Annotated in this window: 16 protein-coding genes and 1 riboswitch; of the genes, 13 read left to right on the top strand and 3 right to left on the bottom strand. The window is 59.3% G+C overall.

Features of this window, described 5'->3' with window-relative positions; translation table 11 throughout:
- Nucleotides 1-178: 178 nt before the first annotated feature.
- From EGJ09_RS06920 to EGJ09_RS06895, 6 genes are all read left to right on the top strand, one after another.
- Nucleotides 179-826, top strand: a complete 648-nt coding sequence (locus tag EGJ09_RS06920; protein ID WP_125923505.1) for a DedA family protein — start codon at nt 179-181, stop codon at nt 824-826.
- Nucleotides 827-834: 8 nt separating this feature from the next.
- On the top strand, nt 835-1,650 hold the full coding sequence (locus EGJ09_RS06915) for a zinc-dependent peptidase (protein WP_125923504.1): 816 nt from the start codon (nt 835-837) through the stop codon (nt 1,648-1,650).
- Between the two features lie 93 nt (nt 1,651-1,743).
- Nucleotides 1,744-2,271, top strand: coding sequence for an inorganic diphosphatase (gene ppa, locus EGJ09_RS06910; RefSeq protein WP_003255365.1), 528 nt, complete (start codon nt 1,744-1,746; stop codon nt 2,269-2,271).
- 171 nt (nt 2,272-2,442) lie between these two features.
- On the top strand, nt 2,443-3,144 hold the full coding sequence (locus tag EGJ09_RS06905; RefSeq protein WP_125923503.1) for an XRE family transcriptional regulator: 702 nt from the start codon (nt 2,443-2,445) through the stop codon (nt 3,142-3,144).
- A 933-nt stretch (nt 3,145-4,077) separates the two neighbouring features.
- A complete protein-coding gene (locus EGJ09_RS06900) occupies nt 4,078-5,034 on the top strand; it encodes a reverse transcriptase domain-containing protein (RefSeq protein ID WP_125923502.1) in 957 nt (318 codons plus the stop codon).
- Nucleotides 5,034-6,377 (top strand): ATP-dependent endonuclease, encoded by a 1,344-nt coding sequence (locus EGJ09_RS06895; RefSeq protein ID WP_125923501.1) that lies wholly within the window; start codon nt 5,034-5,036, stop codon nt 6,375-6,377. Before EGJ09_RS06900 ends, EGJ09_RS06895 begins: the two co-directional genes overlap by 1 nt.
- Nucleotides 6,378-6,683: 306 nt before the next feature.
- Here the strand turns inward: EGJ09_RS06895 and EGJ09_RS06890 are convergent, their stop codons facing one another.
- From EGJ09_RS06890 to EGJ09_RS06880, 3 genes are all read right to left on the bottom strand, one after another.
- Nucleotides 6,684-6,947: a DUF3077 domain-containing protein gene (locus EGJ09_RS06890; RefSeq protein WP_046785111.1), complete on the bottom strand. Its 264-nt coding sequence runs from the start codon at nt 6,945-6,947 to the stop codon at nt 6,684-6,686.
- A 122-nt stretch (nt 6,948-7,069) separates the two neighbouring features.
- Nucleotides 7,070-7,312 carry a hypothetical protein gene (locus tag EGJ09_RS06885; RefSeq protein ID WP_115273483.1) on the bottom strand — a complete coding sequence of 81 codons (243 nt, stop codon included), beginning with the start codon at nt 7,310-7,312 and terminating at the stop codon, nt 7,070-7,072.
- 344 nt (nt 7,313-7,656) lie between these two features.
- On the bottom strand, nt 7,657-9,831 hold the full coding sequence (locus tag EGJ09_RS06880) for a TonB-dependent siderophore receptor (RefSeq protein ID WP_125923500.1): 2,175 nt from the start codon (nt 9,829-9,831) through the stop codon (nt 7,657-7,659).
- Nucleotides 9,832-10,024: 193 nt separating this feature from the next.
- On the opposite strand from EGJ09_RS06880, the gene EGJ09_RS06875 reads away from it, so the two are divergent.
- From EGJ09_RS06875 to dxs, 7 genes are all read left to right on the top strand, one after another.
- Nucleotides 10,025-10,717, top strand: a complete 693-nt coding sequence (locus tag EGJ09_RS06875; protein WP_125923499.1) for a response regulator transcription factor — start codon at nt 10,025-10,027, stop codon at nt 10,715-10,717.
- Complete coding sequence (locus tag EGJ09_RS06870) at nt 10,717-12,063, top strand: sensor histidine kinase (RefSeq protein WP_125923498.1); 1,347 nt, start codon at nt 10,717-10,719, stop codon at nt 12,061-12,063. The genes EGJ09_RS06875 and EGJ09_RS06870 overlap by 1 nt, the downstream gene beginning before the upstream one ends.
- Nucleotides 12,064-12,145: 82 nt before the next feature.
- Nucleotides 12,146-13,036 carry an alpha/beta hydrolase gene (locus tag EGJ09_RS06865; protein WP_125923497.1) on the top strand — a complete coding sequence of 297 codons (891 nt, stop codon included), beginning with the start codon at nt 12,146-12,148 and terminating at the stop codon, nt 13,034-13,036.
- 92 nt (nt 13,037-13,128) lie between these two features.
- Nucleotides 13,129-13,270: riboswitch (FMN riboswitch) on the top strand.
- 80 nt (nt 13,271-13,350) lie between these two features.
- Nucleotides 13,351-14,001: a 3,4-dihydroxy-2-butanone-4-phosphate synthase gene (gene ribB, locus EGJ09_RS06860; protein ID WP_115273475.1), complete on the top strand. Its 651-nt coding sequence runs from the start codon at nt 13,351-13,353 to the stop codon at nt 13,999-14,001.
- A gap of 177 nt (nt 14,002-14,178) precedes the next feature.
- Complete coding sequence (locus tag EGJ09_RS06855; protein ID WP_008092375.1) at nt 14,179-14,421, top strand: exodeoxyribonuclease VII small subunit; 243 nt, start codon at nt 14,179-14,181, stop codon at nt 14,419-14,421.
- Nucleotides 14,418-15,305, top strand: coding sequence for a (2E,6E)-farnesyl diphosphate synthase (gene ispA / locus EGJ09_RS06850; RefSeq protein WP_115273474.1), 888 nt, complete (start codon nt 14,418-14,420; stop codon nt 15,303-15,305). Before EGJ09_RS06855 ends, ispA begins: the two co-directional genes overlap by 4 nt.
- Before the next feature lie 111 nt (nt 15,306-15,416).
- The gene (dxs, locus tag EGJ09_RS06845; RefSeq protein ID WP_125923496.1) at nt 15,417-17,312 is read left to right on the top strand and encodes a 1-deoxy-D-xylulose-5-phosphate synthase; all 1,896 of its coding nucleotides are present in this window, start codon (nt 15,417-15,419) and stop codon (nt 17,310-17,312) included.
- The last annotated feature ends 49 nt before the right edge of the window (nt 17,313-17,361 follow it).

The following is a 17,361-nucleotide window of genomic DNA, read 5'->3' as shown; positions in this document are numbered from 1 at the left end:
GACCGTCGGCTGGCCGGCGATCGGGCCGGTACCGGCACCCTCAGTAACCCCCCGCTACAAACTCTCCGGGCATCCTCGCGACTTGGCCGTATAATGCCTGCTCCTGGCATGTCTGAAAATTTACCCTACCGCAAGTCCGCTCGCCCGTAGCTGCGGGTCAAGAACACAGGTGCTGTACATGGATTTCAACCCGCTGGACCTCATCCTGCATCTCGATGCCTACCTTGATCTGCTGGTCACCAACTACGGCCCCTGGATCTACGCCATCCTGTTCACCGTGATTTTCTGCGAGACCGGCCTGGTGGTAATGCCCTTCCTGCCGGGTGATTCACTGCTGTTCATCGCCGGCGCGGTGGCCGCAGGTGGCGGCATGGACCCGGTACTGCTGGCCGGCCTGCTGATGGCCGCGGCAATCATGGGTGACAGTACCAATTACGTGATCGGGCGAACGGCAGGTGAACGGCTGTTCAACAAACCCGATTCGAAAATTTTCCGTCGCGACTACCTGCAGCGCACCCATGAATTCTATGAACGCCATGGTGGCAAAACCGTGACCCTGGCGCGCTTCCTGCCGATCCTGCGCACCTTCGCGCCGTTCGTCGCTGGCATCGCCCACATGCATTACTCACGCTTCCTGGCCTTCAGCGTTGCAGGCTCGCTGTTGTGGGTCGGCGGCCTGGTGACCCTCGGCTACTTCTTCGGCAACGTGCCGTTCATCAAGCAGCACCTTTCGCTGATGGTGGTCGGCATCATCTTCCTGTCGCTGGTACCCATGGTTCTGGGCCTGCTGCGCGGGCGCCTGGGCCGCACCGCCAAGGCACACTGACGAACGCCATGTGGTCCTTCAGCGCCTGGCGGCGCAAGCGCACGCTGGCGCGCTACCCGGTCGATCCACAGCAATGGCAGGTGGTCCGTGAACGCCTGCCGATGCTCGACGGCATCAGCGACGACGAAGACCGTCGGCTACGTGAGGCCTGCATCCTGTTCCTGCTCGACAAGCACCTGACCACCCTGCCCGGCGTCGAGCTGGATGACCAGCAACGCCTGTTCCTCGCCGCCCAGGCCCAGCTACCGCTGTTGCACCTGGGGGAACTCAACTGGTATCAGGGTTTTCACGAGATCATCCTCTACCCGGACGACTTCAAGAGCCCGCAGCGCCATCGCGACGCCAGTGGCGTGGAGCATGTCTGGGATGGTGAACACAGCGGTGAGGCCTGGCAGCAGGGCCCGGTGATCATGGCCTGGGCCGGGGTGCTGGCCAGCGGCGGCTGGGAAGCCTACAACCTGGTGATCCACGAGCTGGCGCACAAGCTCGACATGCTCAATGGCGATGCCAATGGCCTGCCACCGCTGCACAGCGACATGCAGGTTGAAGACTGGGCCACGGCCATGCAGCAGGCGTATGACGACCTCAACCGCCAGCTGGACGCCGACCCTGAAACGCAAACGGCCATCGACCCTTATGCGGCCGAAAACCCGGCAGAATTCTTTGCCGTCACCAGCGAGTACTTCTTCAGCGCCCCCGACCTCTTGCAGCAGGCTTATCCACAGGTGTACCGGCAACTCTCGCTGTTCTACCGCCAGGACCCTCTGGCGCGCCTGACGCGGTTGCAGGCCGAGCACCCGGACTACCGCGAAAGCCACGCCTGAGGCGCCCGCGCATCAGGTCGGGCGTGGCATGGCCTGGCCGAATGTGCCTATAATCGCCGCCACTTTTTTGATCAAACACGGGGGCACTGCCCAATGAGCTACAGCAAGATTCCGGCTGGCAAAGACCTGCCGAACGACATCTACGTCGCCATCGAGATCCCGGCCAACCACGCGCCGATCAAGTACGAAATCGACAAGGACAGCGATACCCTGTTCGTCGACCGCTTCATGGCTACCCCGATGTTCTACCCGGCCAACTACGGCTTCATCCCGAACACCCTGGCCGACGACGGTGATCCGCTGGACGTGCTGGTGGTTACGCCTTACCCGGTCGCCCCAGGTTCGGTCATCCGCGCCCGCCCGGTCGGCGTTCTGAACATGACCGACGACGGCGGCGGCGACGCCAAGGTCATCGCTGTTCCGCACGACAAGCTGTCGCAGCTGTACGTTGACGTGAAGGAATACACCGACCTGCCAGCACTGCTGATCCAGCAGATCGAACACTTCTTCGCGAACTACAAAGATCTCGAGAAGGGCAAGTGGGTCAAGATCGAAGGCTGGGAAGGCGCCGACGCCGCCCGCGCCGCGATCACCAAATCGGTCGCTGCCTACAAGGGCTGATACCGGTTGCACCAAGCCCCGCTTCGGCGGGGCTTTTTTGTGCGCGCCCCGTAATGGTAAAAAATCCTACGCAGTCCTAATCCAGCGTCCTACCGTTAGGCGTTTTTCGTACACATCACGTCAACACCCGGTTCATATCCCTACTGGCACCGCGCCGCTACACTCGGCTGCATGAAAACCTCCGGTGACCGCCTCAAGGCCCTCCTCCACGAGTGTGGCCTGACCCCTTCCGACTTCGCCGCCCAGCGCGGTGTGACGCCCCAGCACGTCAACAACTGGTTCAAACGCGGCGTTCCCCTGGCTCGCCTGGACGAACTGGCCGACCTGTTTTGCGTACACCGCCGCTGGCTACGCAGCGGCGAAGGCCCCAAACACCCCAGCTCGATCCTGCGCACCTGCGCCCTGCCGCCCGCCTCGGACAATTCGCCCACCTCGCTATCGACCCGGGCCACCCGGCTCTTGCAGGTGCCGTTTCAGCAAGTGCACGACGGCAAGCTGTTAACTCTCGACGGCAAATACCTGCAACTCCCGGTTGAAGCGCTGCAGGCCTTGGGCGTGGCAACAGAAAATGTCGTCTGCCTGGCCATGCCAAGCCAAAACATGGCTCCGTGGGTGCCACGCGACGCGATACTGGCCATTGACGTCAGCCAGACCCGGGTCAAGGACGGTGAAACCTATGCCCTGCTGCACAATGGCGCACTCAGGGTGAACAGCCTCAGCCTCGGCCACAAGGGCACCCTGTGCCTGCACAGCCATGACCGGCGCAACTACACCGTGGAACGCTTCACCCCTGCCCAGCGCCAGGCACAGCACTTGAAGATACTCGGCTGGGTTTTCCACTGGTCGCATTTTTCTCAGCAACGCCCCGAATGAAACACCCTGTGCCATTTTTTGCTGGGCATCCTGGGCAGGCCCTTGTATGCTACGCGCCACATTCAGCCCCGACCGGCGCAAGCCGCAGTCCAGAGGGCTCGGCAACGTTTCACACGAACGTTCGCCATCTCTTTCAGGCCCTTGATGGCCACACAGTTAAGGCGGTTGCGGCTTACCATAAATTAGCCGGAAGCGTCCCCGAGAAGCCGGCCACAAGCCGGCTTTTTATTTCTTCTCCCCCGAAAATATAGGTGGTCAGCCCTCTCCCTCGGATCGGACCCACACCTAGACCCACACTGCTGCTTTGGGAAGAGAGTTTAATTTTTTCTAGGTTGGGTGCTGGGCCTTAGCTTCAGCCCAAGGGCCACGCCCAAACCGTCCCGCTCGCGCTTTCTTCTGCCCCCTGCAAGGAGCGGAAGGCTCCCGACGGTCATGAGGGTCAGCAGCTGAGTTCGTATCCTCCAGCCTTGCGTGTACGTAAGGCATCGCTTATGATCAGGTCATGCCAGTGACTAGGAGTATCTCCAGTCGGTTTGGAATGCTGGCCTCTACAGGTGTCTAGTCTCCGTCTTACGTTTGTGTAGGTTTATGTTGAAAACAGCATATGCCTGCACAGATAGTAAGGAGCAAAAATTAGATTCTCCGTAGCTTCTCCCGCCTCCTCCTTCCGCTTGCCCCTCAGTAAAACGTAAAACACTTCAGATTCTATACCTCGATCATACCTTGCCACTGCAAAAGGCAAAGCGGTCACCACGATTAATTTAACGTTGCAGTCCCAGCATTGCTAATGCGGCCAAAAACTGCTTAAAGCGCCTGCCCGTGAAATTTCAAACATGTCGATAATCCACTGGGAATCGACTATCATAATCGTTTGACACGAATTTCAGAAACGAACTGTTGCTGATTTAAGCTGACGAATTGAGCAATTGAGCGATGAACAAAAGACCTTTAGACCAATTGTTTTTTGCAACATTTCGAGGAAGTTTGGATTTCTCGGAGTTTGCAAGCCTGAATGTTAGCCAGGCGTACTCCAGGATAGAATTTGAAGGAAGAGCTGTATTTAGTCCTGGCAAAACACTAAAAAATTACTTGAGCTTTCTTAGTCGCGTACTATTTGATCGCCTCCCTGTTGAAAAAGATGTCGTCTACTCATATCGAAAAGGAGTTAACGTTGTTAATGCTGTCGAAAAGCATGCTAACAACAAATTCTTTTTCCAGTCTGACATAGAAAATTTCTTTGGAAATATAACCAAAGAAATCATAAAGAAAACTATCTTATCCGCCATTGACCAGTGCCCCATCACTGACATCGAGACTTGGATAGAAAGAATATTGGACTTGGTAACAGTTGAAGGCGCGCTCCCACCAGGCTATCCAACTTCGCCAGCGATAAGCAATGCGTGCTTACTCAGTTTTGACAAACGGTTATTAGCTTGGTGCAACGAGCACTCACTAACCTACACCAGGTATGCTGACGACATAATCGTGTCCGGCACCAACGATATCTGGATGAACTCGTTGAGTTACAAGGTGACTGAGCTTCTAAATGAAGAATTCAATAACTTCATCAAACTAAATCCGCAAAAGACAAAAATAATTCGCCCAGGCGAAAAAATAAAAATTCTTGGTATTGCAATCTTACCAAACGGCAAAGTATCTGTTGATGGCAAGTTAAAGAAACGAACAGAAACAGCAATGCATCTACTTCTGAAAGACAAGAAAATGTTTCAATCTTTCTTCAAAGAAGCAGACTTGGATAAAGCTCTAAAAAAATTCTCGGGACAGTTGAATTATATAAACACTGTAGACCCTAGCTTTCTAGACAAGTTGCGAAAAAAGTACGGGACAGCAACAGTAGATAAAATAATACATATTTCGGTGGCTTCGTGATGCAACTATCTATCGAAGTTAGCAATATCCAGCACATATCCAAGCTTCGGGTTGATCTCAACATTAACGAAAGCGGCTTAACCTGCATTGTTGGCAAAAATGGTGTAGGCAAAACCACTCTTATTAAATCGATCAGAAACCTCAAAATTTCCGATACATTCTCGAAAATGGCGCAGGCTGGCGCCATCAAGCCTGGAAGCAAAATAAGCTATATGTGCAATGGGGCCACGTATAACTTTGAGTACGACCACGAGCTTGAAGATCTAAACAGCAAAGATGTGTTCCCTCAAGAACTAAAGAAACAGATTGAGGTTGAACTACCCATACCATGGGGACAAAGATTCAATACATTCCAAAGCATCAGCTCTGCCGACAACGAGATAAGAACCGCTGTAATGCTTGAGGAATATCATATTCCTGAAGAGCTCATACAGTTACTGGCTGGCGTTTATGGAAATAATAAATTCGCAGAACTAAAGGAAGTCAGGGTAGGCAGGTCATCTTTTTACATAATGCCCTTAAAAGATGATAGATATGTTAGAGAAGATCACCTGAGCTCCGGTGAATTTTTTTTAATATCACTCTATAGAAAAATAAAAGGCAGCTCCAAACTAATAGTTATCGACGAAATTGACATATCCTTGGACGCTGCTGCTCAAAGCCGCTTGATTAAATGGCTCAGGGATTTCTGCAAAGCAGAAAACGTAAGCATCGTATTTACCACGCACTCAATGGCAATAATGCGAACCATGGAAGATGGCGAGCTTCACTATATGAGTTGCGAGGAAGATGCAATAACAACCAGGCCAGTTTCATACAATTACGTCAAATCTGTATTGTTTGGATTTTCTGGGTGGGATCGCTACATCCTCACTGAAGATCCTGCGCTGGAAGGTTTTTTCAAATTCCTGATCACCACCCAAAAAATCCCAAGCTTCTACACCTATCAAATTATTCCTGTTGGCGGCGGGGACAACGTGGCTCAGCTGCGACAAAAAAATATAGGCGAAGGCTTTTTTGGCCCTGAGAATAATGTCCTTGCTATCCTTGATGGGGATTATGAAGGCACTCGTAACGGCAGAAAGAACCAAACATACTGCATTCCATTTTTAAGCATCGAAAAAAAGATTTTTGAAGACTACCAAAACGGTATCTTCACCTTGCCAGCTCCTCTAGCTGAGCAACTGCGGGGAGACAAACTTGACAAGAAGTTTATCAAGGCAATAAAGAGGGAGTTCGGGATTTCCCACCAACACCTGTACTACTATTTAAATGAAAAGTACCCCGACAAGACGAAAGAAATTTGCAAGGTGCTTCAAGATTTTTTGAATATGCCTATCTAACATAATACTAGCGAAATTTTCGCGCCAAGGTGAATGAAGCCCGCCCTTGATTCTCCACTAGCACATATTTCTGAGGGTCAAGGGCACTGCCAGTTTCGCTAGCCTCTTGACCCCTGCTGCTGTCAATTTCGACATCGCATCACACCCACCCCTTGACCCACACCAAATCGCTGGATTCACCCGAATCTCAACGAACGCTAATGGACAGATACTACCGCCAATGCGCCGAAAAGAGGTAACGGAGGTTGGTGGATGCTACAGCACATAATGAACGCCGGCCACAAGCCGGCTTTTCAATGCCTGCTCTTAATGCATCATACCCAACTCGGCATCATCCATCAGCGCCTTGGCCATGGCACTGAGGTAATGCGAAGCCCATATCATCATGGGTTTCTCATCCATCAGGCCGATTATGGTCAGTTCCCGCACATACCCCATCAACTCCGACGCTTGCTCCCGGGCATCCTGGCATGGAATGCCGGCTTCGATGCGGAACAGTGGGTGGCTGTGGTCTTCACCCTGGAAGAAGGTGGTCTTGCCGACAGTGAATTTGGTCGTGTGAGTGGTCATTGCTCAAACTCCTTGAAATTTCCGCTGCCCGGCCTGGCCTCATCGCCGGCAAGCCGGCTCCTACAATGCCCGCAGCGCTGCTGAACCCTGTGGGCCGGCTCAGGCGGCAGATCATTTAAGCCTTAATGCAAGGTCCGAGGGCCTGTGGGCATCTGCACCTGGATCAGCGCCGATTCGAGCAAAACCCGTAGCGCCTCCATTTCATGCAGCGAGGTCATCATCAAGATCGATACCGGGGACTTGGGGTGCAGCAGCAGTGCCTGGTGCACCACGGTCGTGGCGCACAGCGCATAGTCCGCGGCCTGGATCAGGGTGTCTTCAAGGGAATGATTATCATGGGGTGGGTCGGGGACAATTTTAAGCATGGCGTAGCCCTCTGTGGATTCACTAGAGCCGCACTCATGACTTGCAGTGTGATGGGTGGCGGCCACGTACGGGTCTGCAAGACCGGACAGAGAACGAAAACCGGCAGGTTCGAAAACCTCCCGTACGCAGCCACCGTCAAGCGTGCTCAATGGCAAACCATTGGCTTTCGGTGATAAGCATGCGTTTTCTGTGCGGGCTTGCAGGCCCGGTCGCTGATTTGGCAACGACGGGCCCAGACTAGGCCGCAGAGAAAAGCAGCACAATGCCGAAAAGGCGGTAGCAAGCTATTTCAGAAATGGACTACAAGCAACGGTAAAAATCTGAATATTTCCTGGGAAATACGTCAGAAATCGTAACGTGCACCAACCATCATGCTGCGCGAAGGCCCATAGAAGTTGAACGTCGAAGTCGACCCCACCCGCGACAGGTAATCGCGGTCGAACAGGTTGTTGACGTTGAAGGTGGCCGTCAGCTTCGAGGTGACCGGGTACGACAGCATCGCATCCACCGTGGCATAACCCGGTGCATCGATGCGCACGCCGCCGCTCTCGGAATGGAAGTTGCTCATCGCCGAGACGCCGCCACCAATGGCCAGCCCGGTCAAAGGCCCTTGGCTGATGGTGTACTTGCTCCACAGCGACGCCTGGTTGCGCGGCATGATGAAGAAGGTGGTTTCGGCATCACCGTCGAGGGTTTCGGTTTCCATCCAGGTGTAGCCCGCCAGCAGCTCCCAGTTCGGCGTCAGCTTGCCGCTGACTTCCACTTCGGCGCCCTTCACGCGGGTCTTGCCCGATGCCACGGAGAAACCGGTGTCTACGCCATCTTCATCATATTCGGTGCTGGCGCGGTTCTCGTCGGTCAAACGGAATACCGAGACACGCGTATTGAGGTCGCCGCCAAAGTAACTGCTCTTGAGGCCAAACTCATACTGCTCGCCTTCACGCGGTTTGAGTACGCGGCCATTGCTGTCGGTATCTGACTGCGGCTTGAATACCTGCGAATAGCTGGCATACAGCGCATGGTTTTCGGTCAGGTCGTAGACCACGCCACCGTACGGCGTGAACCGTCCATCCACGCGTTTGTTGTCATCGACAGTCGAAGCAGTGCTCAGGGTAGTGGTGTAGAAATCACCGCGATACCAGCTGAAACGGCCACCAGCAATCAGCGCCAAACGCTCGACCGGGCGGAAGGTGACCTTGGAGTACAGGCCGTACTCTTCCTCCTGCATACCGGTTTCGGTGCTGTAGTTCGGTGACGGCTTGGCGAACTGGGTCGGCGAGTAGCTGTTGACGTTGATGGCCCCCAGGTTGGTGGTGCCGTTGAGGTACTCGGTGTCGTAGTTCTTGTAGTCCGTACCCACCACGAATTCGCTGACCTGGCCGAAGGTTTCGAACGGCTGGCTGTAGCTGGCATCCAGCGAATAGGTATCCTGGGTGAAGTCTCGGGCGCTGGCGCGCTCGGAGTTGGCACCGGTGGTGGCATTGGTCGCAGTGAAGGCATAGAGGTAGTTGGTGTCGCGGTGCGAGCCACGGGCGGCGATACGGCCATAACCACCGTTGTCAAAGCGGTGCGTCAACTCGGCAACCAGGTCGGTGGTCTTGCCGTCGAAGTAGTTCCAGTCAGCGCCAAGGAACTTCGAATGGCTAAAATCCGGGACCTCACCAGACAGCGTTGCCGGGTAGCCGTTGTGCGGGGTGATGTTCTTCACTTCGTGGATCAGGCCGAACGATAGCTGGGTGTCGTCATCAAGGTCGATGTCCAGCGCGCCGTAGTAGCTGTTGCTGGTGTTGGCGTTGTAGTCCACTTCACCATTGGTGTCGTCCCGCGATGCAACGAATCGCCCGCGCACCCGGCCTGCATCATCCAGCGGCCCACTCAGGTCAATTTCTTCGTGGTTGGTGTCCCAGGTGCCGTAGCTGGCTTCGACGTGGCCCTGAAACTCGGCGGTTGGGCGCTTGCGCACCATGTTGACGATACCGCCCAGCTCGCTGGTGCTGCTGAACAACCCCGCCGGGCCGCGCATGATCTCCACACGGTCGAATGCCGCCAGCGACGGCACGGTGCCAAAAATACTGGCCATGGGCGCCGGCAGGCCGTCGATGTTGAACTCGCTGTACTCGTAACCACGGGCATAGATCGACGACCGCCCGCTGTCGTTGGTCAGGGTGCGCAGCCCCGCGGTGTACTTGGCCAGGTCATCCAGGTGCACGAACTGACGGTCTTTGACGTAGTCCTGGGTGTAGACGGTGACCGACTGCGGTATTTCCTTGAGCGACGCTGGGGTCTTGGTGCCCACCGTGGCAGCGTCGACGCTGTAACCGCCGGTTTCTTCCGAAGGCAGCATGTCGTACAGGCGGTTGCCTTCGATGGTCAGCGCCGGCAGGTCGAGCGAGCTGTCCGCAGCAACCTCACTGGCGACCGTTTCGGCCAGTGCCGACAAAGAAAACGGCGCCAACAACCCCAGCATCAGCCAGCCCCGCACCCGTCGGGGGCTTCCCACACCTTTGAAACCGCTCATGACACACCTTCCGCCCAAATGATATTTAATCGCAAACGAAACACGTTGCTTTTTGCGAACGATACCGGACGAAAACTAGGGGTGCAGCAGGATTAACCTTCTTAACACTTAGGCCCGGCACGAGGCGATTGCCCTTCCCCTGCCTGCAATGGGATGATCGCCAACTGATACGAATTCTCATTCAAGACTGCCAATGCCAACCTCACTCCTGCTCGTCGAAGATGACCCACGCCTGCGTGAGGACCTCCAGCGCCACTTCCTCAACCGGGGCTTTGTGGTCAACGCCTGCGCCACCGGCCCTCAGGCGTTGAACGCGGTGCAACACAATGGCTTCGATCTGGTGTTGCTGGACATCATGCTGCCAGGCCTGGACGGCCTCAGCCTGCTCGACGAGTTGCGCCGCCAGCAGGCAGTTCCGGTGATACTGATGTCGGCGCTGGGGGCCGAGCAGGACCGCATCAGTGGCTTTACCCGCGGGGCGGACGACTACCTGCCCAAGCCCTTCAGCCTGGCGGAACTGGACGCGCGGGTCGATGCCCTGATGCGCCGGGTGGCCTTTGACCGCAGGCCGGCGGCTCCAAGCGAAACCGGCAAGGTAATGCTCGACCAGGACCATCAGGATGTCATTCACCACGGCAAGGCTGCCGGCCTCACTGCCTCTGAGTTTCGCTTGCTGGCCACCTTGAGCGCCCACCCCGGTGAGGCCTTGAGCAAAGCATTCCTCTACCAGACCGTATTGCACCGCGCCTACACCCGCCTGGACCGTGGGCTGGACGTGCATGTGTGCAACCTGCGCCGCAAGCTGGCCGATATCGGTGCCCAGCATGTGCAGATACAGGCAGTACGTGGCCAAGGGTACATCCTGGTCGACACGGAACACCTGTGATGCGCCGCCATCCCCTGCTGTGGAAACTGGCCGCACTGCAAGTCAGCTTCTGCCTGCTGATGACCTGGCTGATCTGGACCTGGGGCCTGTCGGTGGAGCGCAGCACTTATTTTCTGTCCCAGGCCGACCAGGATTATCTGGCGCGCTATGCGCAGCAGGCTGAACAGGCCTGGCAGCAAGGCGGTGCGGCCGGCGCCGAAGCCTTTCGCACAAAGCTGCAGCACGCCGAGAACACCTGGGCGGTATTGATCGGGCCGCACCTGCAAAGCCTCGGCACCGCGCCGCTGAATGTCGACGAGGCCAGCCGCCTGACCTTCATGCGCAAACTCGACTGGCCGATGAGCCGGCGCCTGCAGGATGAACTGCCCTACGTCAGCATCGAGTTCCCGCAGCATCCAGAACAGGGCCGGCTGGTGTTGCAGCTGCCCGAGCGCCTGCTACCCACTGGCCTGACCCCCTGGACCCACCTCATCACTCACGGCGTTGCACCCACACTGCTGGCGCTGTTACTTGGCCTGGCGATCTATCGGCACCTGGTGGTACCGCTCAACCGCCTGCGCGACCGCGCCGACGCCTTGCGCGCGGACGACTTGGACGGCCCTGGCCTGCCCCTGCAGGATCGCCGCGATGAATTGGGCGAACTGGCGCAGGCCTTCGAACACATGGCCGGGCGCCTGCGCCAAAGCCTGGAGCAGCAACGCCTGCTGCTGCGTATCCTGTCTCACGAACTGCGCACGCCCCTGGCGCGGCTGCGCATTGCCCATGACAGTGACTTGCCCCCCGCCCAGTTGCGCGAGCGCCTGGGCCACGAGGTCAATGACATGCAGAAGCTGCTCGAGGGCACCCTGGACCTCGCCTGGATGGACACCGAGCAGCCGCAGTTACGCACCGAACCGGTGCTGATGGTGTCTGTGTGGGAAGCGTTATGCCAGGACGCCTGCTTCGAGAGCGGCTGGGACCGTGCACGGCTGCCCTGCTCGCTCGGCATCGAATGCGTGGTGCAGGCCCATCTGGACAGCCTGGCCCAGGCGCTGGAAAACCTCATGCGCAATGCCATCCGCCATTCGCCTGCCGATGGCCGGGTCAGCCTCGATGGCTGGCGTGAGGGCGACCGCTGGCATTTGCGCCTGAGTGACCAGGGCCCCGGCGTGCCTCACGCTGAACTCGAACGCATCTTCAAGCCCTACCAGCGCTTGCCCGACAGCGGCGCAGGTTTCGGCCTGGGGCTGGCCATCGCCCGCCGCGCGGTCGAACTGCAAGGCGGCCGGCTGTGGGCCAGCAATGGTCATCCCGGCCTTTGCCTGCACCTGTTGCTGCCTGTTGCCCAGGAATGTTTAGAAAGTTAATACGCTTTACGCTCAATCAGGACTGATTATCATCTGGGCTCTCCCGCTTTGCGCTCCTTGCAAAGCATCGATGAGGCGCCTGATGAGCAAGATCACCCTGTCCCTGGCATTGGCGTTGGCCCTTGCGGCCCCGCTTGCCCTGGCGCAGCCGCAACGCGAGCAGAAGATGGACACTTCACTGCTGCAGCGCCAGGACCTGGCCTATCGTTTCAGCCACCTCGACCTGGACTCGGCCGATGGCCAGCGCCATTACCGCTTGTGGGTCGGCAAGCCAAACCGCCCGGCGCCCGCCGCAGGTTATCCGGTGTTGTGGATGCTCGACGGCAATGCCGCACTCGGTGCTTTGGACAGTGCGCAACTGGGCAAACTCGCAGCGGGCCAGGCACCACTGCTGGTGGCGGTTGGGTATCAGACCGAGCAGCGCATCGAGCGAACCGGGCGTACCTACGACTACACACCGGCAATTGCCGGGCTTGCAGAACAACGTGATCCGCTGACCCACCTGCCCAGCGGTGGCGTGGATGCATTCCTGGACTTGCTTACCGAGCGCATGCGGCCGATGGTAGCCGGCGTGGCGCCCATCGACGCGCAGCGGCAGACGCTGTGGGGGCATTCCTATGGCGGCTTGACGGTGTTGCACACGTTGTTCACTCGGCCTGGAGCGTTCAGCAACTATGCGGCGGCCAGCCCGTCGTTGTGGTGGCACGATGGAGCTATCGTTCGGCAAGCGCAGGGGCTACAGCAGCGCTTGGGCAATAACCGACCGACGCTGTTGCTCATGCGCGGTGGCGACGAACCGTCGAGCCCGCGCGCACCGGTGCAAGGCGATGTAGAGCGGCCGACGCGGGAGCTGGCGGCTTACCTGGCCAAGGTGCCGGGGTTGCAGGTGCGTTTCGAGCGGTTCGAGGGGGTGGGGCATGGGCCGATGCTGCCAGCTTCATTGCAAGAAGTAATTGAGGATATGTCTCGCTAGGCCTGCGCGTTCCATCAGGCCTGTCACCCCTGATACGCCAAAGGTCGCAGATCATCGGCTTGTCAGCAGGGTGGCACTGTGCGGTATGCTTGCCCGGTCTTCAGGGCGGGGTGAAAGTCCCCACCGGCGGTAAATCGAAAGATGAGCCCGCGAGCGCCCCGGCCATGCCGGGGGTCAGCAGATCTGGTGCGACTCCAGAGCCGACGGTCATAGTCCGGATGAAAGAAGGCGTCAGGCAAGGGCCATTCGGGCGCCCTTGCGCGCGCATTTTGTTCGCCCCGAGACGTTCATCGATCATTCACGAGGAGCGTTTCATGTCCCCCAAGCATCACCAGCAATTCCCCAATGTGTCCGCTGCCATCGCCGCCTTCCAGGCAGGCCGCCCCGTACTGCTGCTCGACGATGACGACCGCGAGGACGAAGCGGACATCGTTGCCGCCGCCGAAAACCTGTCGTTGCAGACCATGGCCATGATGATTCGCGATTGCAGCGGCATCGTCTGCCTGTGCCTGGACGAAGCCACCGTCGACGCCCTGCAACTGGCACCGATGGTGGCGAACAACCAGGCGCGTCATGGCACCGGCTTCACCGTGACCATCGAAGCGGCAGAAGGTGTGAGCACCGGCGTTAGCGCCCAGGACCGCATCACCACCATCGAAGCAGCGCTGCGCTCGACGGCGCAGCAACGGCATATCGTCAGCCCCGGCCACGTGTTCCCGCTGCGGGCGCGTGATGGTGGGGTGCTGACCCGTCGCGGCCATACCGAAGGCTCGGTGGACCTGGCTCGCCTGGCAGGCCTGCGCCCGGCAGCGGTGCTGTGCGAGCTGATGAACCCCGACGGCAGCATGGCCCGCGGCGAGCAGGTGGCGGTGTATGCCCGCCAGTACAATCTGCCGGTGCTGACCATTGCCGAGCTGGCACGCTGCCGCGAGGCAATGGTGGAGCTGGAAGCTGTGCCAGCCTGATTGATCGACGGGGCCGCTTTGCGGCCCAATCGCCGGCAAGCCGGCTCCAACAGGTTCAGCACAGCCTTCTGGTATTGTGCTGTACCTGTGGGCCGGAAAAACCACCCTCAAGTTTGCTCCCCCCGCCCCGCTCTGCTAGTGTCGCGCCGTTCTGAACAGCCACCGAGACCCGTCGCCATGGCCCGCAAAAAAGCCTCCATCGATTTCGAGCAATCCCTCGCCGACCTGCAAGCCCTGGTCGAACGCCTGGAGAACGGCGAGTTGTCGCTGGAAGACTCGCTGGCCGCCTTCGAGCAAGGTATCGCCCTGACCCGCGATTGCCAGGGCGCCCTGGCCCAGGCCGAGCAAAAAGTACAGATACTGCTGGAACGCGACGGCGAGCTCGCCGCTCAGCCCTTCGATGCGGAGCCAGAGGCATGATCGGCGCCTACCAGGCCAGCAGCCAGGCGCGCGTCGATGCGGCCCTTGAACCCCTGTTCATCGCGCCCACCAAGGAGCTTGAGCGGCTGTACACCGCCATGCGCTACAGCGTGATGAACGGCGGCAAGCGCGTGCGCCCGCTGCTCGCCTATGCGGCTTGCCAAGCGCTGGGCGCACCGGCCGAGCAGGCCAACGGCGCCGCCTGCGCGGTGGAGCTGATCCATGCTTATTCGCTGGTGCATGACGACCTGCCGGCCATGGACGATGACGACCTGCGCCGTGGCCAGCCGACCACCCATAAAGCCTTCGACGAAGCCTGCGCGATCCTCGCCGGCGATGGCCTGCAGAGCCTGGCCTTCAGCGCCCTGCTCGACCCCCGGCTGAGCCCGCAGCCCGACGCCATCCGCCTGGCCATGGTCCAGGCCCTGGCCAAAGCTGCAGGCCCTGCCGGCATGGTCGGAGGCCAGGCCATCGACCTTGGCTCGGTCGGCGTGAAGCTGGACCAGCAGGCCCTGGAATTCATGCACAGGCACAAGACCGGCGCGCTGATCGAAGCCAGCGTGCGCCTTGGCGCCCTGGCCAGCGGCCGCGCCGAGCAGGCGCAGCTGGACGCCCTGCAGACTTATGCACAGGCCATTGGCCTGGCATTCCAGGTGCAGGACGACATCCTCGACGTGGAAAGCGACACCGCCACCCTCGGCAAGCGCCAAGGTGCCGACATCGCCCGTGACAAACCGACCTACCCGGCTTTGCTTGGCCTGGAAGCGGCCAAGGCCTACGCGATCGAACTGCGCGACCAGGCGCTGGTCGCACTTGAAGGGTTTGGTGAAAACGCAGAACCTCTGCGGGCGTTGGCGCGCTACATCGTCGAGCGCCGCCATTAAGAAGCACTGGTTCCAAACCCGCACACAGGGGGCTGCAACCTCTGGTCGAATGGGCACTTTTCCCACAATGGGGTAAACTGCCGCGTCTTAACATCTATAACGACTCGCCTGATGCCCACGACGTTTCAAGAGATCCCCCGCGAACGCCCGGTCACGCCGCTGCTCGACCGCGCTGACACGCCTGCCGGCCTGCGCCGGCTGGCCGAAGCCGACCTTGAGCACCTGGCCGACGAGCTGCGCCAGGAGCTGCTCTACACCGTGGGTCAGACCGGTGGGCATTTTGGCGCCGGCTTGGGCGTGATCGAACTGACGATCGCCCTGCACTACGTCTTCGACACCCCGGACGACCGGCTGGTGTGGGACGTCGGCCATCAAGCCTACCCGCACAAGATCCTCACCGGCCGGCGCAACCGCATGCTGAGCCTGCGCCAGAAGGACGGGATCGCCGCCTTCCCGCGCCGCAGCGAAAGTGAGTACGACACCTTCGGCGTCGGCCACTCCAGCACCTCGATCAGCGCCGCACTGGGCATGGCCATTGCCGCCCGCCTGCAGAACAGCGCGCGCAAGTCGATTGCAGTGATCGGTGACGGTGCCCTGACAGCCGGTATGGCATTCGAGGCGTTGAACCACGCCCAGGAAGTCAACGCCGACATGCTGGTCATTCTCAACGACAACGACATGTCGATCTCGCGCAACGTTGGCGGGCTGTCCAATTACCTGGCCAAGATTCTTTCCAGCCGCACCTACGCAAGCATGCGCGAGGGCAGCAAGAAGGTGCTGTCGCGCCTGCCAGGTGCCTGGGAGATTGCCCGCCGCACCGAGGAATACGCCAAGGGCATGCTGGTACCCGGCACCCTGTTCGAAGAGCTGGGCTGGAACTACATCGGCCCGATCGATGGCCACGACCTGCCGACCATGATCGCCACCCTGCGCAACATGCGTGACCTCAAAGGCCCGCAGTTCCTGCACGTGGTGACCAAGAAGGGCAAAGGCTTCGCGCCGGCCGAGATCGACCCGATCGGCTACCACGCCATCACCAAGCTCGAGCCTGCCGACAAGCCGGCCGCGCCGAAGAAGGCCAGCGGGCCGAAGTACTCTGCGGTATTCGGCCAGTGGCTGTGCGACATGGCCGCTGCCGACAACCGCCTGGTGGGCATCACCCCGGCAATGAAGGAAGGCTCCGACCTGGTTGCCTTCAGTGAGCGTTACCCCGAGCGCTACTTCGATGTGGCCATCGCCGAGCAGCATGCCGTCACGCTGGCGGCAGGCATGGCCTGCGAAGGCAGCAAGCCAGTGGTCGCGATCTACTCGACCTTCCTGCAGCGCGCCTACGACCAGCTGATCCACGACGTGGCGGTACAGAACCTCGACGTCCTGTTCGCCATTGACCGGGCAGGCCTGGTCGGCGAAGACGGCCCGACCCACGCGGGCAGCTACGACCTGTCGTACCTGCGCTGCATCCCGGGCATGCTGGTGATGACGCCCAGCGACGAGAACGAACTGCGCAAGATGCTCAGCACCGGCCACCTGTACAACGGCCCGGCAGCGGTGCGCTACCCACGCGGCACCGGCCCCAACGCGCCGATCAGTGGCGACCTGGAACCGCTGGAAATCGGCAAGGGCGTCATCCGTCGTCAGGGCGAAAAGGTCGCTTTGCTGGTGTTTGGCGTGCAGTTGGCCGAAGCCCTGCAGGTTGCCGAGCAAATCAACGCCACCGTGGTCGACATGCGTTTCGTCAAGCCGCTGGACGAGGCACTGGTGCTGGAGCTGGCAGGCAGTCATGAGCTGCTGGTGACCCTCGAAGAGAACGCCATCATGGGCGGTGCGGGGGCTGCGGTGGGTGAGTTTTTGGCCAGCCAGGCCGTGATCAAGCCGCTGCTGCACCTGGGCCTGCCGGATATCTATGTCGAGCACGCCAAGCCTGCGCAGATGCTGGCTGAATGTGGGCTGGATGCGGCCGGCATCGAAGCTTCGGTGAAGGCCCGCATGGCCAGGCTCGGCCTGTAATCCCTGGGGCCGCCTTGCGGCCCATCGCGACACAAGGCCGCTCCTACAC

The sequence above is a fragment of the Pseudomonas sp. p106 genome, assembly GCF_003936645.1.
Taxonomy (GTDB): Bacteria; Pseudomonadota; Gammaproteobacteria; order Pseudomonadales; family Pseudomonadaceae; genus Aquipseudomonas; species Aquipseudomonas putida_E.
The sequence above is the reverse complement of the archived record's forward strand: the minus strand, read 5'-3'. Positions and strand labels throughout refer to the sequence as shown.